Below are 26,453 nucleotides of genomic sequence, written 5' to 3' on the forward strand. Positions count from 1 at the left end.
ACCGCTATTTAACTATTTTAAATAGGTTAGATAACGATGGGTTGTGATAAGTAAAGTTTATAATATTGAATGAATCTAATTTTCTAGCAATTCATCTACAACTGAATATTGCATTTGTTCTGGCAGTTTATCGCCTTCAAAGTCTTTCTTTACAGTTCTGACCTTAACCTTAATGACTATTCCATTTAGGTTTTGCATCGGAACCCTGTCTGTCCTGAGTCTTTTGATTTTGGGAAAAACTTTGTACCAATGTTTGAGGAAAGATCCAGAGCATTTAGCTATGAATTTGCCTTTAATTTTTGGCTTACCATTGAGTTTTTTTACATAGTAGAACTTTCGGAATGTCTTTCCAAAATGCTCACCACATTCAGTGATGGTGAAATATAAGATTAATCTAGGTAGTCCAAAACTGATTGTAGTTTCCCAGGTGTTCAAAGTAGCTTCATAAACACCTTCTTTGATCAAGTGAGTTTCATCAATTGCTGATAAATTTGATTTAAATGGAATAACATTCTTGATTGGACTGCTATGTGATTCGTTGTTATAATTGTTGTTGGTTGAATTCATATGAATTTCTCCTGTATTGTTGCCTTAAGTGGCGAATTAAAACCCGTGATGACTTTGCAGAGTTGAGCGGGTTTTTTATTGGGTTATTAAAAATAACAGCTTTAAGAACTTGCTGATTCATTAACTACCTCCTCAGACTGTTCTTCCATCCATTTGTTAATCTCGGATAGTTTCCAGACTGCTGCTCTTGAATTCCCAAGTTTAAAATTACTTGGAAATTCTCCGGCTTGAATCTTGGCAAATATCCATGATTTGGACATGGGAACTATCTGTAGTAGTTGTTCTAATCTGATAAATTTCTCTTGTGTCATATAACATCTCCAGTTAATAAATAAATTAATTAATGTATGGATATAAGTTTTATTACATCCATGTGGAATATGTTAATGATATGGAATTTATATTCTGGTGGATTTCTTAATGCGTCAAAATCCACCATTTCGAGAATGGTGGATTTAGGTTGGATTTCCGACAAGGGCTTTCCAGCCCTCTTCAATCATTTTTACAGTCTGGTCATAGGCGTCCTTCCAGTAATTATTTTCATCGTCGGTCAAGGTTTGAGAGTCTGGTATTTGTGATCCTGTGTAACAATAAACTAAGTACTTTTTAATGATCTCTGATTTTTTCATTCCTTTTCTTTTTAAATCAAAACATCCAAGTCCCATGGCCCATGTGTCAAATTTATGATATTTGACTCTTGGTTTTAATATACCTTTTGCAGTTCTAATTTTTGAAATTTGGGTTTTAACTTCGTCTAGGATTTTTTTAATGGGCATTTCAGCATTTATTAATATGGAACTGGTTGTACGAGTTAGCTTTCTAACATTATCTCGATATTTTTCAAGAGATTCTTTATCTGGAAAATATGTAAGCCCAGTCTTACTGTAGTTATGGTATCCCATGTAATACTCTTTTTTGGGGTTGGCTTCCGTTGTTCTGATATATGATTCAAATATTGTTTGAGGATGCTCATCTTTCTCCTCATCAGGAATAAATATTCCTCCAGCTTCTTCAAAGTAATGATTCTTCAAATCATTTAAATATTTATGTGGCATCCAACTAGTAAATACACCATTTCTCCATTCTAGTTTTATACCTGGATTTCCATTCTTGTAGGTTATTCCACCTGTTGATTCAACAAGGTATTCCTTATTAAAGCCCTCATTTCTTTTGAGAAACTCCATAGCCCAGATGCTTAAATCTTTTTCTTCACTTAATCTTATGTAGTGGTTGTAATCAAACCATTCCGGCAAACCTTTTACGTCACTTAAGTTTTTAGGTTTAAAAATTTTCATCTTTCACTGTAACTTTCATAATTAAAAGACTCATAAAATTCATCAAAGGCTATTCTTTCCCCATCAACATAATCTGCATACCATTGCATCAAAGCAGTTCTTTGAGGTAGGTATTCGCTTCTGTTGTAGGCACTGCGTATTTTGTTGCTGGGTGCATGGGCTAATTGTCGTTCAATCACATCAGGATTGATTTGAGCTTCATTAGCCACTGTTGAGAATGTTGACCTCAGTCCATGACAAGTTGTTTTTTGCCACAGTCCAATATTCTTCAGCATAACCAGTAGGGCATTTTCACTGATGGGCTGTTTATGTGGTTTATGGGCGCTGGCAAAGAGGTAAGGAAAATCTCCGTTGATTGATTTTAGCTCTTCGAGAATGGTCATTACTTGATTTGAAATTGGTACAACCAAGGCTTTATCTCGTTTCATCCTTTCACGAGGCACTATCCAAACTCTTTTATCCCAATCGATTTCTTCCCAAGTGGCAAACCTTAACTCGCTCATTCTTACAAAGGTGTAAACCAGCATCTTCAAAGCCAGTTTTGTGGTGGTGAATCCAGTGTAGTTTTCAATGCCATCCATAAGAATAGGTAAATCATTACTGCTAAGGGCTCTGAGGTTTCTGACTTTTTCTTTTTTAAATGATGTACTCTTGATATCAGATGCAGGATTGCTGAAGATTACAGTACCGCCATAGGTATCAATGACATACCAAAATATACTTTCGACTCGCTGCCTTACTTTTCTGAGTGCTGTTAATGGAGGGTTTTTTCTGCTTTCAATTCCCTTGAATATTTCCATCAAATCAAATCTTGTGATGTCACTGATCGGTTTATGACCAACTTTAGGAAAGATAAAGCGATCAAGTGAACTCATAACTTCATGTCTGTGGCGTTCGCTCCATTCTGGACATTTAGTTTCATGCCATTCCTTGGCCATTTTCTCAAAGGTGAATTTTTCTAGGTGGCTTCTTTCTTCAGCTTCTTTTTGTTCTTTTGTTTTTTGTGCTTCGATTTCTTGAGCTTGTTCTAGTTCAATTCTTTTTTTCTCTTCAAACGGATCAATCCCCTTATCCAGTAATTCACATGTTTCCAGATATTTGATTCTTGCGTCTTTCAGTGAGACTTTTGGATATTGGCCATAAGAGGAAACTTTTCTTTTTCCATTGATGCGGTATTGGTGTTGCCAGAGTTTTGAACCGTTCTTTCTAACCAACACATAAAAGCCGACATCAACTGTAAATTTATACTGTTTAGGCTCACCTTTTTTATCGCCATCTTCGTAATATTTAATTTTGAGACTTTTTATTGTTGTGTCTTTGATTATCGCCACGTTACCACCACTAAATGTTCGTTACCACCAGCGTTACCACCAATAACAGTGTTTCTAGCTGGATTCCTGTGGACGTAAGTATATCATGTTTTGATTTAAACCTGTTGGTATGTATGGGTTTGGTGGAAGTTAAGATACGTCCTTGTACCTTGATATGGTGGAGACGGCGGGAATCGAACCCGCGTCCGCAAGTCCTCCGCTTGGAGCTCTACATGCTTAGTTTTGGCTTTTAATCTTATGCCGGCAACTCCGCCAATCAGGATTTACCGACACCAGAATAGATTTAATTTAACTTGATGCGTCTAGACAGCACATCAAGCGATCTTGCTGGTTATGACGGACAGTTCACGAACGCAAGAAATCGCGAGTGCCCGTTAGCAATTAAGCTGCTAAAGCGTAGTTATCGTCGTTTGCAACTATAACTTTGAAATTGAGTTTTACGAGGTGAATTTCACCCTCGGCATGCACCCACAAGTTTCGTTACCCACGTCGAAGCCAGGTCGTCCCCTTGTTTGGTCCTTAAAATATATGGGTTTAATCATCTATTTCAATGGCGCCATTGTATCACCTTAAAGATGAATGACAACTGAAACAGCCGATCCATGGTTGTACCTGCTTCCACAGAAGGACCCAAAATACCACATAACAGCCTTTTTACGCGGTGGTGGAGACATTAATAAAACATTAAACCACTCACGGTCTGTTAAAAAATCGGTAAAACACACATTCCAAAAGACTTTACCAAGTCGGTTTATATAATTGAAATCAATGGATTTTTTTTATTTTTTACCAATTTTGACCAGCGCAGTTCAACCACCAAAGCCTGATGGTCGATACACTGGTCACCGCTTCATCAACATCAGATGTTCACACAAACCAACGATGGATGAACACATTATAAAACAACACTTTTTTATTTTTACCAAAAGAGGAGAACCACATGAAAATCAATGGCAAAACCATTTTATTTACTTTCAGCCTGCTGTTGGGTGCCGCATCTGCGCAGGCCGCCTGTACTGGTTGTACCGCAGTGGGTGTCGGCCGCGATGATGATTTTGATGACCCATCTGCCACCTACAGTGCAGAGGTCAGTTACATCACCTGGTACACCAATGAAAATGGCCAACACACCCATCGGGTTAATTTCCTGACCCTCACTGGCAGCACCATGGCATATTGTCAGCAACAGCTCAATGCAGTCCTGGCCAGCCCTGGTGTGAGTGTGGTTCAATTCTGTCAAAAAGACTGATCACCGGCCCTTCACCATCAACACCTGGCCTGGCTTTGCCAGGTGTTGATGATAAAAAAACACCTTTGACCTATTGATTTATGTCAGACAGCTCTTAGAATAGCCAATATGAGCAATCGTCTGACCCACACTTTCATCGTTGTCTTCCTGTTGGCACTGAGTGCCAATATGGTGCATACGATTTCAGTGCATGAACAAGGCGTTTGTGACATCTGCTTGCACATCCAGTCATCTGATGACAGCGATGTGGCTGCGGAACTCTTCACCAGTAACCATTGGCCATCGACTCAACATGGTCCGGTCGTTGTTACCCAACCCCTCGTTCATCAAACAGTCCCGTTGCAACAAGCGCCACGTGGACCACCCGTATTCAGTTAAATCACCCCTTTACATAACAAAACAGCCCTGGTCTTTGACCGTGGGCGTACATCATCACACCTGAGACATGAGTCTCTGATTTAACGAGAATGAATCATGAAAATATATTCACTGCTGCTGTTGTTGTGCAGCACATCCGTCTGGGCACAATCTGCTGAGTTGACGGGCACCCTGACCAACAACAAAAACGAACGCATCAGCCAAGCCAAAGTCCGGATACACGAATCCGGCCAATCCGCAATTTCTGACAATGAAGGTCAGTTTCGGTTTGCCGACCTGCCCCTGGGCGAGTATGAAATTGACATCGAAATTTCCAACAGCAAGCATTACAACACCGTGATAGATCATACAGGCGATGCCCTGGTGGTCAATGTGGATCTGCTTAAACTGGATGACCTGGTGGTCTCTGCCAACCCTTTGGAACACAGCCAATTGAAAATGACCACACCAGTGGCCATCCTCAGTGAGGAAGACCTGGTCATGGATCGTGGCCTGTCACTGGACCAAACCCTGAATAACATCAGTGGCGTTAACTCCGGCAGTTTTGGAGCAGGTTCAGGGCAAATCGTAATCCGCGGCCAACAAGGCCCACGGGTAATGGTACTCACCAACAACATCACCAATCAAGACGCAGCTTCTGTATCTCCTGATCACTGGATCTCTTCAGAGCCCTTATTGGCCAAACAAATCGAAGTTCTTAAAGGCCCCGCAACCCTGCTCTACGGCGGTGGTGCCGTTGGCGGTCTGGTAAATGTCATCGATGAGACCATACCCACTCAACCGATTGATGGTCTGAATGGTGGTCTGGAAGGCCGCTTTTCTGACAGTGCGTTGGGTGAACAGGCGGGTGTGTTGTCGCTGAACTATGGGTTCAATGACCGAGTGGCCGGCCATTTCAGTTATTTCGACTCACAAACTGATGACTATGAAATCCCCGGCAATGCTGAATCTGAAATCCTGCACGAAGCCGAAGGCCATGATGAAGACGAAGAAGAGGAAGAAGAAGGCATGGGTTTGCTGGAAAATTCTTCGGTCAATTCCAGTGGTGTGAATGTCGGCCTGACCGTGTTCAATCAACAAGGTTACTGGGGGGTTTCATTTTCTGACTTCGATCGCAACTATGGCATTCCAGGCCATGAGCACGGCCATGAAGAAGAGCACGATGATCATGATGACGATCATGGCGATGAGCATGGCGACGAGCATGATGAAGAGGAAGAAGAAATTGTGCGCATCGATCTGGACAAACAAGTGTTTAACCTGAAAGGCCTGCACCGCTTTGCCAACAACAATTACTTCACTCAATTCAGAACCCATTACTCCAATACAGATTACCAGCACATTGAACTGGAAGGTGATGAAATTGGCACTGTTTTTGATAATCAGGCTGACGAATTCCGTTTCGAACTGACGCACAGCCAACGGGCCGGTTTTGAAGGCGTGTGGGGATTACAGTGGTCGAACCGTGATTTCTCGGCCATCGGCGAAGAAGCGTACATCCTGCCATCAGAAACCCGCATCTGGAGTCTGTTCCTGATTGAAGAACGTGACTTTGATGGCTGGCACGGTGAGTTTGGTTTTCGCTATGATGATCAGACAGTTGACACTGCACTGTTCAATGACATCACCGATTCAGCCTTCAGTGTCTCACTGGGCGCCACTTTTGATCTGAATGAGCATTGGACCTTGCCGGTTAATCTGTCATCAGCCCAACGCCTGCCCACCGCAGAAGAGTACTTCTCAAACCAATCCGGCATTGATGAGCTGATTCCTCACCTGGCCACCTCAACCATCGAAATTGGTAACCCGGACCTGGTTCACGAAACCGCCAATAATCTGGACATCGGGTTGCGCTACCGAAACGAAGGTTTCAGTTTCAATCTGTCGGTGTTCTACAACCAGATTGATGACTACATCTTTTTGCGTGACACCGGTCTGGAAGAGGAAGAAACGCCGATCTTTGAATACGTGCAGCAGAACAGTACCTTCACCGGTTTTGAAACTGATCTGGGCTATCAGTTTGATGACTCATGGAACAACCAATGGTCATTTCGTTTGTTTGCTGACATGACCGAAGCCGAGTTGAACACCGGGGACAATATTCCCCGCATTCCTGCTGAGCGATATGGCGTCAACATCAATTGGTTGCGTGGGCCCTGGTCAGTTTCTCTGGATCACACCCATGTGGCCAGACAAAACTCCATTGCAGAATTTGAGCTGCCCACTGAGGGCTATGACCTGCTGGACCTGAGTCTGAACTGGGTTCACTATTCAGATCAGTTCGAAACCCTGGTATTCATCAAAGGCGCCAATTTGCTGGATGAGGAAATCCGTGACCACGCCTCATTCATCAAGGACATCGCCCCCAGACCAGGCCGCAGCATTTCTGCGGGCTTCCGTCTGACCTTCTGATTAATCCTTACTCAGGCTGGTTTCACCACCAGCCTGAGTAACACCCTTTCTTCACTCAAAACCGGTCCCAAAAGATCAAATCCCTGGCATGACCGGATTCAATCGCACCGATATCGACCACGCCAATCTGAACCCGGCCCTGAGCCAGCACATCGGTGTCGCCAAGACTCCAGTCATTGACAAATGGTGTGGGAAACGGACACACCATGCCACACGGTGAGCGACCGGCGTTGACCAGCGGTGAATCCACATCAGGGGTGAAACTGAAGAGTCCGCTTTCAAACCGGTTGGGCAAATTAAAATTACCACTGACCACATCAGGAGCACTACCGGTTAAGACATCCAGGTTGTTATCAAACAGGTAAAAAACAGATGAAGCCGAATTCCGGCCATCCAGATCTTGCAGCTGATTACCGTTGAGGACGTTGTTGGCTACCAGCAGGTTTGAGGAGCCACTGGTGGAGAGGTAAACCCCACCCGATTCATCCAGCAGGTCACTGGTATTGCCTGTCACTGTGTTGTTATTGAAATAGATGCCATTAGCGTCATTTTGCACCACCTGAACCGCATACCGTACCAGCGCATTGTTGTCGATGACCAGGTTATTGCGCAGATGGAAGGTATCTGCACTTGACACACTCATGGCCGATCCAAAGGTGGCCTGGTTGCTGATAAAAACGTTATTGGCAATGGTGACTTCACCACTGTTGAGGTTGTTTACCCGGACGATGTTCAGGCCACCACCGGACTGACTGGAGACACCATTTCTGAAGGTCAGGTTAGTCACTTCGATGTCCGCATCACCTGAAGCTCTGATGTACAGTGCCCGGGTGGTTTCAGAGCCATCGAGGATGGTGCCCAGCGGTTGATTGGGGGACTGAATACCGCAATCATTGTCGAAAAAATCGATCCAACCTCCGGAAATGCGCAAATCGAACCCCTGGGTTTCATTGTATTGGAAAGTACTGCCATTGCTGGCAAACACCCCCAGTTCAACCCGGATGTCATCATCCTGATTGTTGCCTGAGGCAATGTTCAATGCGTTTCTCAATTCAGTGGCCGTGCCGACACAGAATTCTGCAGCTGCCACAGGCAAAGACGTCAGCGACAGCAGACACAAAGCGGTGATGGTGGTTTTCATGGTACTTCCTCTTATTCATTGATTAACCTCTCAAATGCCAGTCAGTTCAAAAACCACACAAAATAACTTCACCAATTACCAGCTTTTGACTGCCATACTATCCAGGCAGATTTTCTGGTAAAATGCGCCCCTTGTTTCATCGGGCGCATTTTCATGTCTCAATCAAAATCCGGACAACGCAACGAATACCTGAACCGCAGGACGTTTGCCATCATCTCGCATCCGGATGCGGGTAAAACCACCATCACCGAAAAGATTCTGTTGTTCGGTGGTGCCATTCAGGTCGCGGGCTCGGTGAAATCCAGAAAAGCCGATCGCCATGCCACTTCAGACTGGATGGCCATGGAACAGGAACGGGGCATCTCGATCACCTCCTCCATCATGCAATTCCCTTACAAAGGTCGCACCATGAACCTGCTGGACACCCCGGGCCATGCCGACTTCTCGGAGGATACCTACCGCACGCTGACTGCTGTGGATTCGGCTTTGATGGTGATCGATTGTGCCAAAGGTGTGGAAGAGCGAACCATCAAACTGATGGAAGTGTGTCGCCTGAGAACCACCCCAATATATACCTTCATCAACAAGCTTGACCGGGAGGGTAAAGACCCGATTGAATTACTGGATGAAGTGGAAGACGTGCTGAAAATCCGCTGTGCTCCAATCACCTGGCCCATAGGCATGGGCAAACGACTCAAAGGGGTTTATCATTTCATCGATGATGAAGTCTTGTTGTATGAAGCCGGCAAGAACTATGAAACCCAGCAGGCTGTGGTGATCAAAGGTTTGAACTCACCTGAACTTGATGAAAAGCTGGGCGATGTGGCCGCCGAGTTGCGTGAAGAAATTGAACTGGTACAGGGCGCTTCGCATAAATTTGATAAACAAGCCTACCTGAACGGTGAATTGTCCCCAGTGTTTTTTGGTTCAGCGATCAACAACTTTGGTGTGCAACCGTTACTGGACTCATTCGTTGAGCATGCACCTGAGCCCCAACCCAGGGCCACCACCGAACGGGTGGTTGAGCCTGACGAAACCAAATGCAGTGGCTTTGTGTTCAAAATACAAGCCAATATGGACCCCAATCACCGTGACCGGGTGGCCTTTATGCGCATCTGTTCCGGTGTCTTCACCCAGGGCATGAAATTGAAAAATTCCCGCACTGGAAAAGACATCAAGATTCCCAATGCCCTGACTTTTCTGGCTGAACACCGGGATCATGTTGAACACGCCTATCCGGGTGACATCATCGGCATACATAACCATGGGACCATCAGCATTGGTGATTCTTTCAGCGAAACCGAAAACCTGCAGTTCACCGGAATTCCCAGCTTTGCGCCGGAGTTATTCCGCCGGGCCAGACTCAAAGATCCACTGAAACTCAAAGCCCTGCAAAAAGGATTGGCACAGTTATCTGAAGAAGGAGCCACTCAGTTTTTCAGGCCATTGATCAGCAATGAACTGATCCTTGGTGCGGTCGGTGTACTGCAGTTTGAAGTGGTCGCCTATCGCCTGAAACGGGAATACAATGTGGAAGCCATCTTTGAAAATGTTGATACCCGCACTGCCTACTGGGTGGATACCGACGATGACAAGAAAATGCAACAGTTCAGGAACAAAAATGAAATGAACCTCGCAGAAGATGCCCATGGACACCTGGTTTATCTGGCTCCTTCCATGGTGAACCTGCAACTGGCACAAGACCGCCATCCTGACATCCGCTTCCACAACACCACAGAGACATTAAAAACCCGACCTTAAGTCATAAGATGCAGACTTTACTCAGCAGTTGTTTCCCCGGGCTGTAAACAGCTGTTGAGTGAATTCATCAGCCGGGTACAGCAGCTCCAGCCTGATTTCCTGCGTGGTGAGGTCCAATGGTGTACCGATGGTGGCAATGGTGGTAAAAAAACGCCCGGTTTTTCCATTGAAATCAAATTCCAGTGTCAACATAGGTAATCCATAATTCAAGTGACCCATGCTGTCTTTCGCTGGTTCAGGCGAGTCCACTGCATTGACCCAGTTCAATAACCAATCATCCTGTAGGCTGATGGCCTCTTCCCTGACCCTGGCCAGCAGCATCGGAGCCACCAGATCCCAATTCTTCACCTGAGAACGCAATCCATCGCTGGCAAAAAACAACTCCAGCGCATTGTTATATTGTTGCCTGTTGCGCTGACCCATAACCGCTGTTAAAAATGCCTGATATCCTGAATTACTCAGCAAAACATCATAACGACTGTTCATTACCAGCGCGGGAAAAGGATTGTGGTTATTCAGCAATTGTTGCAATGCCTGGTTAACCAATGCCATCTCTTCACTGTCCAGTCCCTGTTCCTTGAAATGAGGTGCATAACCCGCCGCTTCCAGCAGACGGTTCTGTTGTCTGAATGGCAAACACAGGGCCTGACCAAGATACATCACCATCTCTTTACTGGGTTTTGACTTGTCATTTTCCATGTAACTCAGGTGTTTGGTTGAGATACCAATGTCCATGGCCAGTTGTAACTGACTGATGTTTTTTTGCTGGCGCCAGAAACGTAACATCGAACCAAGGGTATTTTGAGGGACCATCAGGGCACTGCTTTTCATATCCACTTAACCTCAGAGGTAATGGCCACATTTAAGCATATATGACACCATACAACCACTGAATCTGATTACCTGGAGAATAGATATGAAAAAGTGGATTGCCGGCCTGGTATTGCTGTTGTTTTCAGGCCTCACTGCAGTGGCTTTGTGGCATCATGGTTATGTGGGACTTTTTGCCTTTCAACTGAGTACCTATGCAGGTATTCAGGTACTGACAGATCTGGTCATTGCCTTGGGTTTGTTTTTATTGTGGTTGTGGCAGGATGCCAAACAGGCCGGGCGAAACCCCTGGCCTTGGATCCTGGGGACATGTGTCACTGGCTCCATAGCCCCACTGTTGTATGTTTTACTGTTCAAGTTGAATCAAAAACAACCCTCAGTTGCCAATTAACCAGCCAGCAAAAACAGCCTGGCCAATGAGCGACTGCCCCCGACCTGAAGGCATTCGGGGGCAGTCAGGAATACCGACAGCAAAAATGCGTTTATTTCTACGGAAAGAACTTGACAAAAAGCATGATTGATATGAAAATTCGCGCTCTCTTGTGGCTATATAGCTCAGCTGGTTAGAGCACAGCATTCATAATGCTGGGGTCCCTGGTTCAAGTCCAGGTATAGCCACCACTTCTCCCCCATTTTTCAGGACCACGGTCCACTTCACAAAACAGGCCAACGGGCTTTTGTATTATCATGCATTTCATTTTATAATCATTGCATGAAATCTATCCTCTTGCTGACCTGGCTGATCAATGCCCTGACCTACTCAGAAACCCAATGGGTTCATTTAGGTAGTACCGACATTGACTGGGGTTACAAAACACCTTATCGACTCACCTTACTTGCACCCAAAGGCATCCATGACGCCAGCGACATCAGAAATGGTGTACAAACCATGCAGTTTGAAATTGAATGGTTGGTGCCAGTGACCACCGAAGAACAGGTTCACCAACACTTCAAAGAACTCATAGAAAACAACCTGAAAGACCAAGAGTCCATCAAGTTCAATCAAATCATCATCAATCGACTGGTTGAAAAATTACCTGAAGCCAGGCGTGCAGATCGCTGGCATTTTTATTTTTCACCCGATTCAGGAACCCAGTTGGTTATTGATGACCAGGAACTGCACACCATCATCGGCTCTGAAGTCAACCGGGCATTGCACCACGCCTGGTTGCTGAAAGACCCTGTCACCACGGCAAAACTACTTAACCGTCTACTCAAAATAGGAAAATAATGAATACAAAACTCAAGTTGACAGCCTGGGCTGTGCTTGCCTGCAGCCAATTCGCGCAGGCTGCACAAGTACCCACAGAAACCGTCAATGGCAACATTGATCAGCGCACCCCACTGATGGCATTGACCCATGCCACCATTCATGTCAATCCGGATAAAACCCTTGAACAAGCCACCGTATTGATACAAGGTGACCGCATTGTGGGAATCAGCGAGGATAATCAGGTACCCGATGATGCCCAAGTAATCAATTATCGTGGTTTACACATTTATCCCGGATTCATCCACCTGGATGCGTCAACCGGTTTGCCTGAGCCTGACAAAAAACCACCATTCAGCTGGGGTGGCAAAGAAACCATAAACAGCACCAAACCAGGTGCATATAACAACAACGAAGCCATCAAAGCCAGCTACGATGCCGCTGAGCATTTCAACACCGATGCCAAAGCCAATCAAAAACTTCGTGAAGCCGGATTCACTGTGGCCCTGAGTCACCGCAAAGACGGCATCATGCGCGGCACTTCTGTGCTGACACACTTGTCTGATGGCGCCCCTGAATTGAGCATCATCAAGTCGCAGGTGGCACAACATTACTCATTTGACAAAGGTTCATCCAAACAAGATTACCCAATATCTCTGATGGGTGCGGCGGCATTGATCAGACAAACCTGGCTGGATGCCGACTGGTATGCCAGGCAGGACGTCATGGTAGACCTTGATCTGGCAGCCATCAACCAACAGCAACAACTGCCTAAATTCATCACCGTGGGCAATTGGCAGCAAAACCTCCTGGCAGATAAAATCGCCACCGAATTTGCAACTCAATTCATGGTCAGAACCCAAGGGGATTCTTACCAAAACCTGACTGCGGTGAAAGCCACCGGCCAGGCTTTGATCGTGCCCCTGAAGTTTCCCAAAGCACCTGAAATTCATGATCAGCTTGATGCCTGGAACATTGATTATACCGACCTGAAAAAATGGGAACTGGCACCCCACAATCCTGCACTGCTGGAACAACAGGAAATCACTTTCGCACTGGTTCCGGACGAAGGACCTAAGGCACTGGGAGGCTTTCTTAAAGACCTCAGAACCGCACATGAAAAAGGCCTCAGTCAACGCGCGGCACTGGCTGCACTGACAGAAACACCAGCTCAACTGTTGGGAGCCAAAGACCTCGGCGCTGTGGCTGAAGGCTATCTGGCCAATCTGGTGATCACCGATGGACCTTTGTTGTCCAAAGGCACGCAAATCGCAGAAACCTGGGTGGCTGGTCAAAACCACACCATCAATGGCCGGCCTGATTTGTTGAGCGGAATGTATGAACTGGCCATGAAAGACCACAGCCATCAGTTTGAACTGAAGCGCGAAAAAGGTAAATACAAACTCTCTCCGGTTGCAGAGGATGACCCGTACAGCTATCAGCTGACCACAGCTGGACAATTCGCTAAACTGACGGTTAAGTCAGATGAAAAAGAAGTCAAACTGCTGGGCCTGATCAAAGACCACGCCATCAATGCCACCGACGGCAGCGGTTGGGTGATCAGTAAAACCAGCGACCTCGATGCTGACAAGCAGACTGATCCGACCAAAGATCAACCCACGCAGCCGGTTATTCCAAGCCCATTCACTGCTTATGGCATGGCTTCCATCGACCCCAGTGACTCGGTGCTGATTCAAAACGCCACGGTGTGGACCAATGAAGAGCAAGGCATTCTGCAAAACACCGATGTCCTGGTGATCGATGGCAAAATCAACAAACTGGGACAAAATCTGCAAGCCGCTCATGACATCAAAGTGATTGATGGCAGTGAACTACACCTGACCACAGGCATCATTGATGAACATGCCCACATCGCATTGTTGTCTGTCAATGACATTGCCGTCAATTCTTCAATGGTCAGAATGGAGGATGTGGTCAATCCGCATGACATCAACATCTATCGCAACCTCTCAGGCGGTGTCACCGCTGCTCAATTACTGCACGGTTCGGCCAATCCAATTGGTGGTCAATCTGCCCTGATCAAACTCAAATGGGGAGCCAGTCACCCGGAAGACCTGCTGATTGATGACGCCAAAGGCTTCATCAAGTTTGCCCTTGGTGAAAACGTCAAACGTTCGCGCAGCCAGGATTCTATCCGCTATCCGCTGACCCGCATGGGCGTCGAACAGGTTTACCGCGATGCCTTTACCCAAGCCAGGGCATACGAACAGGAATGGCAGGCTTTCAACAACCTCAGTAGCCGGGCTCAAAAAAGAACCACCCCACCACGTAAAGACCTGGCCATGGAAGCCACCCTTGAGGTGCTCAATCAACAACGCTTTGTATCTTGCCACTCTTATGTACAATCTGAAATCAACATGTTGATGCATGTTGCTGAAGATTTCGATTTCAGGGTCAACACCTTCACCCACATCCTCGAAGGCTACAAAGTGGCTGACAAAATGAAAGCCCATGGAGTGGGCGGATCTACTTTTGCCGATTGGTGGGCCTATAAATGGGAAGTTAATTATGCGATTCCCTACAACGCGGCACTGATGAACAACGAAGGTGTGGTCACTGCCATCAATTCAGATTCAGCAGAAATGTCCAGAAGGTTAAATCAGGAAGCCGCCAAGGCAATTAAATATGGAGGACTGAGCGAAACCGAAGCGTGGAAATTGGTGACGCTCAATCCAGCTAAGCTGTTGCACCTTGATGACCGCATGGGTTCCATTGCCGTTGGTAAAGACGCTGATCTGGTATTGTGGTCTGATCATCCGCTGTCGATTTATGCCAAGGCTGAGAAAACCCTGGTTGATGGTGTGCTTTACTTTGACCGGGAACAACAAGCTGACCTTGAGTCCATGATAGCCACTGAAAAACAACGGCTGATTGATCTCAGCAAAGCGTCACCAGGGCAAAAAGCACCTTTCAAATCAATGCCACCCAAAACCTATGAATGCGAAAGCATCACCGGATACCATGAGTTTGACCACATGTTTTACACAGGAGCACAGCAATGAAAAAAGTCATCACCACAACCCTCATGATGTGCTCAATGGCAGCCTCTGCATTGACCCCTGCTCCGGCTGCAAAACCGGTTGACCAGGTATTCATCAACGCCAACATCCATGTGGGTAACGGCGAAGTTCTGGAAAATGCACAGTTTGCCATCAGTGATGGGAAAATCAGCCGTGCGGGCTATTACAGAATGGCCCTGGATGGCAGCGAAATTGATCTTAAGGGTCAACACATATACCCTGGATTCATTCTGGCTTCAACCAATCTGGGGCTGACCGAAGTGGATTCAGTGAAGGCCACCATAGATGCCACAGAAACCGGACAGCTCAACCCCAATGTCCGCGCACTGATTGCCTACAATACCGACTCGGAACGCATACCCACAATGCGTTTTAATGGCATTCTTTTGGCCCAAACCACCCCTTCTGGTGGACTGGTCAGCGGCACCTCTTCAGTGGTCCAGCTGGACGCCTGGAATTGGGAAGATGCTGTGGTCAAAGCCGATGATGGCCTGCACATCAACTGGCCTGCTGAGTGGTCAAAGCGATTTGATTTCAGCACTTTTACCATGCAACTGAAAAAAGACGACAAGTACACTGAGAAAACTGATCAGATCAAAGCCTTACTGGCAGATGCACGCAGTACAGGTCATGACAATAACGTCAAACTCAATGCCGTCAAACCAGTGTTCAGCGGGCAAAAGAAAGTCTTCATCCACACCAACAACCCCAAGTCAATCATTGAGGCCATCAGCCATATCAAGTCAATGGGAATAGATGATCCTGTTTTGGTTACTGGACAAGCAGCAGGATCTGTCATTGAGTTCCTGCAAGAACAGCAAATCAGTGTCATCATCAATGGTACACATGCCCTCCCCCAACTGTCCGATGACTCCATCGATGAACGCTACAGCCTGCCGGCAAGGCTGCTTCAGGCTGGTATCCAGACTGCCTTGACTTATCCAGGATCCATGAGTTCGCGCAACCTGGCTTTTGCCGCAGGGAGTACTGTGGCCTACGGCCTGTCAACTGAACAAGCCCTGCAAATGATCACCGGCACAGCTGCGCAAATACTGGGCATTGATGATCAATACGGCACCCTGGAAGTTGGTAAGAGCGCCACCTTTTTCATTAGCCAGGGAGATGCCCTGGATATGCGGGGTAATGTGGTTGAACAAGCATACATTGATGGCAGACCGGTCGAGTTGCACACCCGTCAACAAGAGTTGTATGAACGTTACAAGGAAAAATACGACCAGTAAGCAAATGCCTTAAACGCATTGAAAAGGAGCCATTCAGGCTCCTTTTTTTTATTTGAGACCCCGTTGGCCTGACCAACAGCACTCAATCAGTCATTTATTTGGCATTGATTGGATCACTGAATACTGATGACAGTCACCCATTCATAGAAAACCTGTCAGGTAAAGGCCAGGAAACACTGATCATCAGCACAAACAACCAACCTGATTAATTGATCGCAGTAGACAACGCGTGACTTGCCTGCCACAGTGAGTTCATGAACCTGTATATCATTCCAATCGAACAACAATGAGTGACAAAACCTTGAAAAGCTGAATAGATCACTCCGCTTGATTAACCCCCTGGTATCAATTGGCATTGCCGGCCCGTTACAACAACACCCACACATGGCTGGCTGTTGTACATGCTGACATTGAACAGGAACTCATATAATTCATTCTCAGGACCTTGCGTTGATGGCATTTTGCTGGTGTATATCTACAGGGCATAAAACAAAGGGCGTGAGATCAAGCATCCCGAAATGAACCTTTACCCACAAAAAAAGGAGCCCTCAGGCTCCTTTCATGAAAGTTTGAACAATCAGGCTTACAGCGCTGACTGGTTAAGCAAATCTTCATTGATGGTAACACTGGCTGATTCGCGCAGCGCCTGAAGCAATAACACCTGTTCATTGTTTTTGATGTTTCTGCTCAATTGAGCTGAGTCTGTGCTCTTGTCTTCCATTTCTTCAGGGTTTACATCGTTGACCGCCAGTAAATGCACCACTGCCAACTCATTGCCATTGCTCTCCAGGACTTCGGCAGTCACATCATCTGCCGGACGGCCCATTTCAAAAACATTCTTCACCAAACTGAACGGCAAGGAAGATCCTGTTCGGGCAATGTCCCTGGCTTGTTGTACTTCCAGGTCGCGGTCAGCAGCCGCTTGTGTCAGATCAGCATCTCCAGTTTCCAGTTCGGCCATGATGGCATCTGCCATTTCACGGGCCTGATCAGCAGCTTTGTCATTTTTCAAAGCGGTGACAATGCTTTCCCTGACTTCTTCCAGTGGTTTCAACGATGCTTCTTTCACTTCGCTGAGGTTCAGGAACACAATGTGTGTGTCGGAGATATTGATAACATCTGAGTTGAGTAATTCATCTTTAACAATCGACGAAAACGCGGCATTGATGAATTCTGGATTGGCGGCCAAACCCACGCCACCACTGCGGCCAAAAAATTCTGTGGTTTGAATACTCAGACCAGTGGCTTCTGCAGCGGCATCCAAACCTGCACCGGCATCCAACACTTGCTCAGACAACAAACTGGCCTGATCAAGAAATACGTTTTCAGATTGTGAAGCCTGCAGTTCCTGAATGATGTCAAACTTAACTTCTTCATAAACTGGAATTGAAGGCGGTCTGATGTCATTCAATTGAATCAGATGATAGCCAAACTGTGATTTGACAGGCTCTGAGACACTGCCCACTTCCATGGCAAATAATGCATCCTCAAACTCATCAACCATGTCATCAGGTGATACCCAACCCAGGTCTCCACCACTGCTGGCTGAACCAGGGTCCTGCGAATAAGCTTCAGCCAGTTCAGCAAATGCTTCGCCGGCGGCCAGTTTATCCTGAATGTCCTGTAATTGAGCTTCTGCATTACCATCATCATTGATCAGGATGTGCGAAGCCAGTCTTTGTTCAGGCTTTTGAAAACGGGCCTTATCAGATTCGAAATATTGCAATGCTTCTGCTTCATCAATTTCAATCTGCATGGCCACATCTGCCGCATTGAGTTCCAGGTAGTTGACAGAAACTTGTTCTTCAGTCATGTATTCAGCGGCATTTTCATCGTAATAGGCAGTGATTTCTTCTTCTGACAATTCAATGCTTTCAATGAATTGAGCCGGATCTACGGTGATGTAGTCAAAATCTCTGGTTTGTTTGTTCAACTGAACCATTTTATTGGTTTCAAAAGGCGTTACAAAAGCCGTGGTATTGAACAATTCATTGAGTACCTGACCGGCCTGCTCTTCTTCCAGCTTCATTTGCAGCATTTGTGCGGACTGATTGGTTTGTACCAGCCAGGCAGCGTATAAGGATTTATCAAACTGACCATTTGCATCCTGAAATGCCGGTGCCTGTTCAATGGTTTCTCTGATTTCTGCTTCAGTGATGGTGTAACCGTTATCCAGGGCCAATTGTTTAACCAACGCGTTGTTGATCATTGACTCCAGAAAATTTCTCCGCATCATTGGCGTGTCGAAAAAACTGGGGTCGAAACCTTCACCAAACTGATTCAACATGTTGTTGCGGTACGTATTGAACTGCGAATTGAACTCGGTGTAAGTAATGGTTTCACCATTGACTGTGGCCAGGGTATCGTTGCTGGATTGAGCAAAATAATCCCCGACTCCCCACAAGGCAAATGCCAAAATCAAAATGCCCATGACAACGGTCATGAACACGCCTGATGATTTTTTTCTGATCCAAGTTAACATATCTTTTTTCGTCTAAATTGTTGCTAAAAAAAAAGGGTGTCTGAATGACACCCTTCTTTTATGTGGCGGAGCGGACGGGACTCGAACCCGCGACCCCCGGCGTGACAGGCCGGTATTCTAACCAACTGAACTACCGCTCCGAATCTGGTGGGTGCTGAGGGGATCGAACCCCCGACCCTCGCCTTGTAAGGGCGATGCTCTCCCAGCTGAGCTAAGCACCCGATTCAGGGAGCGTTAGTTTACTGCATCTTTTAATGCTTTTCCAGCTTTAAATGCTGGAATTTTTGCAGCTTTAATTTCAATGGTTTTACCGGTTCTTGGGTTACGACCTTGACGCGCTGCACGCTCTTTAACAGAAAAAGTTCCGAATCCAACAAAAGTCAGCTTTTCGCCTTTTTGCAAAGATTCAGTGATGGTTCCAACCACCGCATCAAAACAGTCACTGGCTGTGGATTGTGACACGTTAGCACTGTCAGCAACAGCTTTGATAAAATCTTGTTTTTTCATTGTGTATCTCCTTCGTCTCGTTGTATTTTAATTATTGACATCATGCGTCAAGAAAGGCGCATTTTATAACAACTCAAGCGCTTTTTGCCAATATATTTTCATTATTTTTTTCAGCTTTGCAAAACCCCTCACATTATGCGCAAACGTAAGCATAGCTTGATTTGATAAGCAAGTCTTATTTGTTGATAAATCGAAAATTATGGTGAAATTGTGCGGTTGCTATTCACATTAACAATGAACCGTTACTGGTTCATTGTTAATGACTTTTCTCGTTCTGTAATCCAGCTTGTTTTTCCAGTAGACTGACGTCAGCCTTCTCTGCATCTTCAGCTGTGATGTGCTTGATTTTCTGTGACAATGCCAGGGTCAAAACCTCATCAATCCACTGCACCGGAACAATGTTCAGTTTCTCTGTGATGTTCGCTGGCATCTCAGACAAATTCTTTTCATTGTCTTTGGGAATGATGACCGTCTTCACACCACCCCTCAGGGCTGCCAACAATTTTTCCTTGAGACCACCGATTTCCAGCACCCTGCCGCGCAAGGTTATTTCACCAGTCATCGCCACATTTGCTTTGACTGGATTCTGGCTCAGGGCAGATACCAATGCGGTGCACATCCCGATCCCGGCACTGGGGCCGTCTTTGGGTGTGGCACCCTCAGGCACGTGCACATGAATGTCGTGTTTGGTGAACATATCCTGACTCACTCCAAACAGGGCCGCCCTTGATTTGACCACTGATAAAGCAGCCTGTATGGATTCTTTCATCACTGATCCTAAATGACCTGTGAGGTTCAGTTTTCCAGTCCCTGGGTAAACTGCGGCCTCAATCTGCAGCAGATCACCACCCACTTCAGTCCAGGCCAAGCCAGTGACGTTACCAATCTCATCACTTTTCTCAGCCACACCAAAACTCACCTTTCGAACCCCCAGAAAGTCTGTCAGGTTCTTGATGGACACATTGATGGATTTTAGTTTCTTATCGGACAACAATTGTTTCACTGCTTTGCGACAGATCTTGGCAATTTCCCGTTCCAGGCTTCTGACACCTGATTCCCGGGTATAGTAACGAACAATGTCACGGATGGCGGCTTTGGAGAGTTTAACCTCTGGGTTGGCCAAGCCATGCGCTTTTAATTGTTTGGGCAACAAATAACGTACCGCGATTTCAATTTTTTCTTCTTCAGTGTAGCCAGGAATCCTGATGATTTCCATACGGTCACGCAGAGGTGCGGGAATATTCAGAGAATTGGCGGTGGCTATGAACATCACTTCACTAAGATCAAAATCCACTTCCAGGTAATGATCAGTGAATGCATTGTTTTGCTCAGGATCCAGCACTTCAAGCAAAGCGGCTGCCGGGTCACCACGAAAGTCGCGTGACATTTTATCCAGTTCATCGAGGATCATCACCGGATTACAGGCTTTCACTTTAGAAATGTTTTGGATCACTCTGCCAGGCATCGAACCGATGTATGTTCTGCGATGCCCCCTGATTTCAGATTCATCAGACACGCCTCCCAATGAGAACCGGCTGAATTTGCGGTTAGTGGCCTTGGCGATTGATTTACCCAGTGATGTTTTGCCAACACCAGGAGGACCCACCAGACACATGATGGCGCCTTTCATTTTGGGGGTTCTTTGCTGGACAGCCAGGTATTCCAATATGCGTTCTTTGATTTCTGACAAACCATAATGGTCCTCATCCAGCACTTTTTTGGCATATGCCAAATCCAGTTTCAGCTCACTGCGCTGTTGCCACGGAAGCGCCAAAATGGTATCCAGATAATTGCGCACCACTGTGGCTTCTGCTGACATCTGGGGCATCATTTGCAATTTCTTGAATTCCGCATCCACTTTTTCCCTGGCATTGTCAGACAATTGCGTATCTGCAATTTTCTTTTCCAGGTCGGCATATTCTGAATGTGACTCATCAATGTCCGTCAATTCTTTCTTGATGGCTTTGATTTGTTCGTTGAGGTAATACTCACGTTGATTCTTTTCTATTTGCCCTTTGACACGACCACGGATTTTCTTCTCCATGATGATCAGTTCGAGTTCTGCTTCTATGATCGCAAGGATGTGCTCCAGGCGCTCACCTTCATCCACTATTTCCAGTAAATTCTGTTTGTCCTGATGCTTGATGACCAGGTGTGCCGACACGGTGTCGGTCAATTTACCAATGTCTTCAATACTGGTGATGTTGTTGGTGATTTCCTTGGGGATTTTTTTGTGTTTGCGGACGTACTCTTTGAAGCGTTCCCGCAACGTCCTTTTCATGGCCAGGTATTCAGCGTCAGCAGGCGCTTTGACCACTTTGCTTTCAATGTAATTGGCTTTGAAATACTGATCGTCTTCAAGGTCCTGAATACGAACCCGGGTTTTTCCTTCGATCAACACCTTGTGTGTACCGTCCTGTAATTTAACCATTTGCAGGATCGAAGATAAGGTGCCAACCTGATAAACATCATCCAGATGTGGCTCATCAACCTCAGGCTGTTTCTGGGCAACCAGAATCACAGGTTGATTGGTTTTCATGGCACTTTCCAGGGCCAATACTGATTTCTCGCGGCCCACGAACAATGGGACCACCATACCGGGGAAAATCACCACATCTCTCAGTGGCAATACAGACGTTTTTTCTTGTGGGTTTGTCATAAATAAGTGTTATTCAGTTACCTGATTGGCAATTTTTCCGTATACCAGATACGGTTTGTTACCGTCTTCAATCACTGCCCGGTCAATCACAACTTTTTCAATGTTTTCCTGATCCGGCAATTCGTACATGATTTCCAATAATGCGGACTCCATGATGGTTCTCAAGCCCCTGGCACCGGTTTTTCTCGCCAAAGCCAGTTTGGCAATGGCTTCATAAGCGTCGTCTCTGATTTCCAACTCAACATTTTCCATGTCGAACAATCGCATAAACTGTTTTGAAATGGCATTCTTGGGTTCTTTGAGAATCCTGATCAATGCCGCTTCGTCCAACCGTTCCAGGGTGGCTGACACAGGTAATCGACCAACAAACTCAGGGATCAGGCCATATTTCACCAGGTCGTCTGATTCCAGCCCATCAAACAAAGCCAGCTGTTCATCCTGTTCTTTCTGTGAGGCCACTTCAGCAGAAAACCCTATACCGGTTTTAACTGAACGTTCCTGAATGATTTTTTCAAGACCAGAAAATGCACCACCACAAATGAACAGAATGTTGCGGGTATTAACCTGTAAAAACTCCTGCTGTGGGTGTTTTCTGCCACCCTGAGGCGGAATCGATGCCACCGTACCTTCAATCAGTTTCAACAGGGCCTGTTGCACCCCTTCACCGGAAACATCACGGGTGATGGATGGATTCTCTGATTTTCTGGATACTTTATCGATTTCATCAATGTAAATGATACCGGATTCGGCTTTATCCACATCGTAATCACAATTTTGTAACAGCTTCTGAATGATGTTTTCAACATCTTCACCCACATAACCGGCTTCGGTCAGGGTGGTAGCATCAGCAATGGTGAAAGGGACGTTAAGAATTCTTGCCAGGGTTTCCGCCAACAGGGTTTTACCGGAACCGGTCGGCCCTACCAGCAAAATGTTCGATTTGGACAGTTCCACTTCATCATTGCTATCGGAATGATTAGAACGGATTCTTTTGTAATGATTGTAGACAGCTACCGCCAGAACTTTTTTGGCATTTTCCTGGCCAATCACATAATCATTCAATAATTCATGAATGCGTTTTGGAGTTGGCAGGTCTTCCAGGCTTTCTGACAGTGACTCTTCCATTTCGTCACGGATGATTTCATTACACAGATCAACACACTCATCGCAGATAAAGACACTGGGTCCGGCGATCAGTTTAGTCACTTCCTGCTGGCTTTTTCCGCAAAAGCTGCAGTGTTTGACTTCTTCTAATCCTTTGTTTTCACTCATAGTTGGGTTTTTTGCAGTTGTAATATGAATATGATACAGAAATTGCGGGTCATTGCCTACAGCATTGACGTTAATTACTGCCTTTATAGATGCTAATATGTGGATTTCGAGCTGTTATTCAAGGTAAATAACAGCTCGTTTGACAGAATGTGGCGGGATATTATCTGGATTCAATGACTTGGTCAATGATGCCGTATTCTTTGGCTTCCTCCGCACTGAGGAAATGATCGCGGTCAGTATCCTGACTCACTTTCTCAACCGGCTGACCTGAATGTTTGGCCATCAGTTCGTTCATTTTTTGTTTGACTTTGAGCATTTCACGGGCGTGGATATCAATGTCAGAAGCCTGGCCCTGGAAGCCACCCAAAGGCTGATGAATCATGACCCTGGAATTTGGCAATGCAAAACGTTTGCCGGCAGAACCCGCATTCAACAAGAAAGCCCCCATACTGGCAGCCTGACCAATACACATGGTACTGACATCGGGTTTAATGAATTGCATGGTGTCATAAATTGACATCCCTGAGGTGATCACTCCACCAGGGCTGTTGATGTACAAATTGATGTCTTTATCCGGGTTTTCTGCTTCCAGAAACAACAATTGCGCTACCACCAGATTGGCCATGTGATCTTCAATCTGCCCCACCAGGAAGATGATGCGTTCTTTCAACAGTCTTGAATAGATGTCGTAAGATCGCTCACCCCTGGCAGTGCGCTCAATCACCATAGGCACCAGGTTCATGGCTTCTTCAATTCGGTTCATATTCATGCGGTTGGCTTCATGATGTCATCAAATGACTGTTTTTTCTCTTTAATAGAAACCTGAGACTCCAGCCACTCCATGACCTGACTTTCAACGACAGTCTGTTCAATACCAGCCATCAGGTCAGGGTTCTTGTAGTACATTTGCACCACTTCTTCAGGTTGCTCAAAAGTCTGAGCAATCTCATTGATTTGCTCACGAACTTTGGCAAAATCAGTTTTGATGTCCTGTTTACGGGCAATGTCCTGGATGATCAGGGTGTTCAGAATGCGCTTTTTAGCAGCTTCTTCAAACTGAGCGGGTTCTGGCATCGGTGCATTTTCAATGCCCATTTGCATAGCCCGTTGCTGCTCTTGTCTGGCCATTTGCTCACTTTCTCTGCTGATCATTGATTGTGGCACCTCGGTGTCTTCGCAAGCAGAACGCAGTCCTTCCAGAGCGTTTTGTTTGAAACCATTGCTGACTGATTGCTTCAGTTCACGCTCAAGATTCTTTTTGATGTCAGATTTAAACTCTTCAACATCACCACTTTCCACACCAAATGACTTCACAAATTCTTCATCAACTTTAGGCAATTTGGCTTTCCGAACATCAGTCACAGTCAAAGACATTTTGGCCTTCTTATCAGCCAGCTCTTTGACATTGAAGTCTGCAGGGAACTCCAGTTCAACAGCCGTTTCTTCTTTGACTTTCAGTCCCACCAGCGATTTAGCCAGTTCTTCAGGGACCCGGCTTTCACCCAGCAAGATACCCATCTTTTCAGTGCCATCTTCAGGATAAGTGAAGTCTTTTCCGGCCGCGCTGTACTCAATGGTCACCAAGTCTTTGCTGGCTATTTTGCCTTTGCTTTCTTTCCAATCCTGCTTTTGTTTCTGCAGGTTTTTGATCATTCCGTCGATGTCTTTATCTTTCACTTCAGACACTGCTTTTTCCACCTTAATGGCCGTGAAATCAATTTCCGGAATTTGTGGCATCAGCTCAACTTTGGCCTGAAACTCGAAACCACCATTTTCGGTGTCGTCGGCTTTGGTCACTTCAGGAGCAGAAACAATGTTCAACTCGTTGTCTTTGATGGCTTTTTCAATAGAATCCTGCATCAATTGGCCCAGCACTTCTTGCCTGGCATGTTGACCAAATCTTTGCTTTAAGATGTTTTTAGGAACTTTGCCTTGTCTGAACCCTTTGAGCCTGACTTCTTTGCCCAGCTCTGTTAACTTGGCATCTACTTTAGATTGAATATCATCTGCTTCTAAAGCAATGTTAACCAAACGTTCCAAACCTTCAGATTGATCGATTGAGATTTGCATCTTTACTCCACGTGTAAATCATTAATTGGTGCGAAAGGAGAGACTCGAACTCTCACATCAAATGATACTGGTACCTAAAACCAGCGCGTCTACCAATTCCGCCACTTTCGCTGAAATGTATCATCATGATGAAAAAAGAAAGGATGGGGTGGCTGATGGGGCTCGAACCCACGACAACCAGAATCACAATCTGGCGCTCTACCAACTGAACTACAGCCACCACAATGCCTACCTGGCGCGCCCGGCAGGACTCGAACCTGCAACCCTCGGCTTAGAAGGCCGATGCTCTATCCAGTTGAGCTACGGGCGCATATGGTCATATGTAAAATGGTCGGGGTAGAGAGATTCGAACTCCCGACCCACTGCTCCCAAAGCAGTTGCGCTACCAGGCTGCGCTATACCCCGACGGTACTCATTTCATCAAGCTGGCGAATTTTAATACCTAAAACCACCAAGTTCAATGATAAATTGAGGTTTCTTGTTCATATTTCAATGAACGAATGGGATTAATTTAGACTTAACCTCATCCTGTAAAATGGCGCGCCCGGAAGGATTCGAACCTCCGACCACCTGGTTCGTAGCCAGGTACTCTGATCCAACTGAGCTACGGGCGCTCAAGGGTTGCGAATTATGTTGCTTTTTACCTGTTAAGTCAACCATAAATCTCAACATTTTTTGCGTGAACTGCACGAAACATTCGGGATGATAGAAAACTTCCTGTTTTCTCCGCTTCGCGGCGCCTGCGGCGATAAAAAACGCTCCCGGCGTTTTTTTCGAACCTCGGCTTCTCAACCTTCATGCTCCGGTATATTTATTTCAGCCCGCTGTTCGGACCTGAATAAATATGGCGGAGAGTGAGGGATTCGAACCCTCGATGAGCTTTTAACCCATACTCCCTTAGCAGGGGAGCGCCTTCAGCCACTCGGCCAACTCTCCATATTCATGGTTGAAAGTTTTTTTAGGGTTTGTCTTTCTGCAAACCTGCGCTCCCAATGGGAAACGCCTT

Annotated in this window: 20 protein-coding genes, 9 tRNA genes and 1 other RNA gene; 9 read left to right on the forward strand and 21 right to left on the reverse strand. The window is 45.9% G+C overall.

Features of this window, described 5'->3' with window-relative positions; translation table 11 throughout:
• Window positions 1-75 precede the first annotated feature (75 nt).
• From B0475_RS04665 to ssrA, 5 genes are all read right to left on the reverse strand, one after another.
• On the reverse strand, window positions 76-567 hold the full coding sequence (locus B0475_RS04665) for a hypothetical protein (protein WP_077410558.1): 492 nt from the start codon (window positions 565-567) through the stop codon (window positions 76-78).
• A gap of 101 nt (window positions 568-668) precedes the next feature.
• Entirely contained in the window at window positions 669-878 is a 210-nt protein-coding gene (locus tag B0475_RS04670) for a helix-turn-helix transcriptional regulator (RefSeq protein ID WP_077410560.1), read from the reverse strand.
• 144 nt (window positions 879-1,022) lie between these two features.
• Complete coding sequence (locus B0475_RS04675; protein ID WP_077410562.1) at window positions 1,023-1,862, reverse strand: hypothetical protein; 840 nt, start codon at window positions 1,860-1,862, stop codon at window positions 1,023-1,025.
• On the reverse strand, window positions 1,859-3,193 hold the full coding sequence (locus B0475_RS04680; protein ID WP_077410564.1) for a tyrosine-type recombinase/integrase: 1,335 nt from the start codon (window positions 3,191-3,193) through the stop codon (window positions 1,859-1,861). The genes B0475_RS04675 and B0475_RS04680 overlap by 4 nt, the downstream gene beginning before the upstream one ends.
• Window positions 3,194-3,348: 155 nt before the next feature.
• Window positions 3,349-3,701, reverse strand: a transfer-messenger RNA (tmRNA) gene (gene ssrA, locus B0475_RS04685).
• A gap of 432 nt (window positions 3,702-4,133) precedes the next feature.
• Between ssrA and B0475_RS04690 the strand changes: the two genes are divergently transcribed.
• The 3 genes from B0475_RS04690 (at window position 4,134) to B0475_RS04700 (ending at window position 7,232) form a co-directional block, all read left to right on the forward strand.
• Window positions 4,134-4,442: a hypothetical protein gene (locus tag B0475_RS04690; RefSeq protein WP_077410566.1), complete on the forward strand. Its 309-nt coding sequence runs from the start codon at window positions 4,134-4,136 to the stop codon at window positions 4,440-4,442.
• A 108-nt stretch (window positions 4,443-4,550) separates the two neighbouring features.
• A complete protein-coding gene (locus B0475_RS04695) occupies window positions 4,551-4,820 on the forward strand; it encodes a hypothetical protein (RefSeq protein ID WP_077410568.1) in 270 nt (89 codons plus the stop codon).
• A gap of 96 nt (window positions 4,821-4,916) precedes the next feature.
• Window positions 4,917-7,232: a TonB-dependent receptor gene (locus B0475_RS04700; protein WP_077410569.1), complete on the forward strand. Its 2,316-nt coding sequence runs from the start codon at window positions 4,917-4,919 to the stop codon at window positions 7,230-7,232.
• A gap of 55 nt (window positions 7,233-7,287) precedes the next feature.
• On the opposite strand, the gene B0475_RS04705 is transcribed toward B0475_RS04700, so the two are convergent.
• Window positions 7,288-8,373, reverse strand: coding sequence for a right-handed parallel beta-helix repeat-containing protein (locus tag B0475_RS04705; protein WP_077410571.1), 1,086 nt, complete (start codon window positions 8,371-8,373; stop codon window positions 7,288-7,290).
• Window positions 8,374-8,526: 153 nt separating this feature from the next.
• Here B0475_RS04705 and B0475_RS04710 point away from each other — a divergent pair, with 153 nt between their 5' ends.
• Window positions 8,527-10,134 carry a peptide chain release factor 3 gene (locus B0475_RS04710; protein WP_077410574.1) on the forward strand — a complete coding sequence of 536 codons (1,608 nt, stop codon included), beginning with the start codon at window positions 8,527-8,529 and terminating at the stop codon, window positions 10,132-10,134.
• A 21-nt stretch (window positions 10,135-10,155) separates the two neighbouring features.
• On the opposite strand, the gene B0475_RS04715 is transcribed toward B0475_RS04710, so the two are convergent.
• On the reverse strand, window positions 10,156-10,965 hold the full coding sequence (locus B0475_RS04715) for a helix-turn-helix domain-containing protein (RefSeq protein WP_077410576.1): 810 nt from the start codon (window positions 10,963-10,965) through the stop codon (window positions 10,156-10,158).
• 85 nt (window positions 10,966-11,050) lie between these two features.
• Between B0475_RS04715 and B0475_RS04720 the strand changes: the two genes are divergently transcribed.
• The 5 genes from B0475_RS04720 to B0475_RS04740 all read left to right on the forward strand — a co-directional run bounded on the left by B0475_RS04720 (window position 11,051) and on the right by B0475_RS04740 (window position 16,457).
• Window positions 11,051-11,356 carry a DUF2834 domain-containing protein gene (locus B0475_RS04720; protein ID WP_077410582.1) on the forward strand — a complete coding sequence of 102 codons (306 nt, stop codon included), beginning with the start codon at window positions 11,051-11,053 and terminating at the stop codon, window positions 11,354-11,356.
• A gap of 153 nt (window positions 11,357-11,509) precedes the next feature.
• Window positions 11,510-11,586, forward strand: a tRNA-Met gene (locus B0475_RS04725).
• A gap of 91 nt (window positions 11,587-11,677) precedes the next feature.
• A complete protein-coding gene (locus B0475_RS04730) occupies window positions 11,678-12,196 on the forward strand; it encodes a chalcone isomerase family protein (protein WP_077410584.1) in 519 nt (172 codons plus the stop codon).
• Complete coding sequence (locus B0475_RS04735; protein ID WP_077410586.1) at window positions 12,196-15,198, forward strand: amidohydrolase family protein; 3,003 nt, start codon at window positions 12,196-12,198, stop codon at window positions 15,196-15,198. The genes B0475_RS04730 and B0475_RS04735 overlap by 1 nt, the downstream gene beginning before the upstream one ends.
• Window positions 15,195-16,457 carry an amidohydrolase family protein gene (locus B0475_RS04740; RefSeq protein ID WP_077410588.1) on the forward strand — a complete coding sequence of 421 codons (1,263 nt, stop codon included), beginning with the start codon at window positions 15,195-15,197 and terminating at the stop codon, window positions 16,455-16,457. The genes B0475_RS04735 and B0475_RS04740 overlap by 4 nt, the downstream gene beginning before the upstream one ends.
• A 583-nt stretch (window positions 16,458-17,040) precedes the next feature.
• Here the strand turns inward: B0475_RS04740 and B0475_RS04745 are convergent.
• The 14 genes from B0475_RS04745 to B0475_RS04810 all read right to left on the reverse strand — a co-directional run bounded on the left by B0475_RS04745 (window position 17,041) and on the right by B0475_RS04810 (window position 26,383).
• Entirely contained in the window at window positions 17,041-18,939 is a 1,899-nt protein-coding gene (locus B0475_RS04745) for a SurA N-terminal domain-containing protein (protein ID WP_077410590.1), read from the reverse strand.
• A gap of 63 nt (window positions 18,940-19,002) precedes the next feature.
• Window positions 19,003-19,079 (reverse strand) — tRNA-Asp (locus B0475_RS04750).
• Window positions 19,080-19,084: 5 nt separating this feature from the next.
• Window positions 19,085-19,160 (reverse strand) — tRNA-Val (locus B0475_RS04755).
• A 13-nt stretch (window positions 19,161-19,173) separates the two neighbouring features.
• The gene (locus tag B0475_RS04760; RefSeq protein WP_077410592.1) at window positions 19,174-19,446 is read right to left on the reverse strand and encodes an HU family DNA-binding protein; all 273 of its coding nucleotides are present in this window, start codon (window positions 19,444-19,446) and stop codon (window positions 19,174-19,176) included.
• A 256-nt stretch (window positions 19,447-19,702) separates the two neighbouring features.
• Window positions 19,703-22,105: an endopeptidase La gene (lon, locus tag B0475_RS04765; RefSeq protein ID WP_077410595.1), complete on the reverse strand. Its 2,403-nt coding sequence runs from the start codon at window positions 22,103-22,105 to the stop codon at window positions 19,703-19,705.
• Between the two features lie 9 nt (window positions 22,106-22,114).
• Complete coding sequence (gene clpX, locus B0475_RS04770) at window positions 22,115-23,377, reverse strand: ATP-dependent Clp protease ATP-binding subunit ClpX (RefSeq protein WP_077410597.1); 1,263 nt, start codon at window positions 23,375-23,377, stop codon at window positions 22,115-22,117.
• Window positions 23,378-23,537: 160 nt separating this feature from the next.
• A complete protein-coding gene (gene clpP, locus B0475_RS04775) occupies window positions 23,538-24,140 on the reverse strand; it encodes an ATP-dependent Clp endopeptidase proteolytic subunit ClpP (RefSeq protein ID WP_109862344.1) in 603 nt (200 codons plus the stop codon).
• 2 nt (window positions 24,141-24,142) lie between these two features.
• Complete coding sequence (gene tig, locus B0475_RS04780) at window positions 24,143-25,447, reverse strand: trigger factor (RefSeq protein WP_077410601.1); 1,305 nt, start codon at window positions 25,445-25,447, stop codon at window positions 24,143-24,145.
• A 26-nt stretch (window positions 25,448-25,473) separates the two neighbouring features.
• Window positions 25,474-25,558, reverse strand: a tRNA-Leu gene (locus B0475_RS04785).
• A 33-nt stretch (window positions 25,559-25,591) separates the two neighbouring features.
• Window positions 25,592-25,667 (reverse strand) — tRNA-His (locus tag B0475_RS04790).
• A 13-nt stretch (window positions 25,668-25,680) separates the two neighbouring features.
• Window positions 25,681-25,757, reverse strand: a tRNA-Arg gene (locus tag B0475_RS04795).
• Window positions 25,758-25,775: 18 nt separating this feature from the next.
• Window positions 25,776-25,852: transfer RNA gene (locus B0475_RS04800), tRNA-Pro, on the reverse strand.
• Window positions 25,853-25,983: 131 nt separating this feature from the next.
• Window positions 25,984-26,061, reverse strand: a tRNA-Arg gene (locus B0475_RS04805).
• 231 nt (window positions 26,062-26,292) lie between these two features.
• Window positions 26,293-26,383, reverse strand: a tRNA-Ser gene (locus tag B0475_RS04810).
• Between the last annotated feature and the right edge of the window lie 70 nt (window positions 26,384-26,453).

Source organism: Marinicella sediminis (assembly GCF_002000055.1).
In the GTDB taxonomy this organism is placed as follows: Bacteria; Pseudomonadota; Gammaproteobacteria; order Xanthomonadales; family Marinicellaceae; genus Marinicella; species Marinicella sediminis.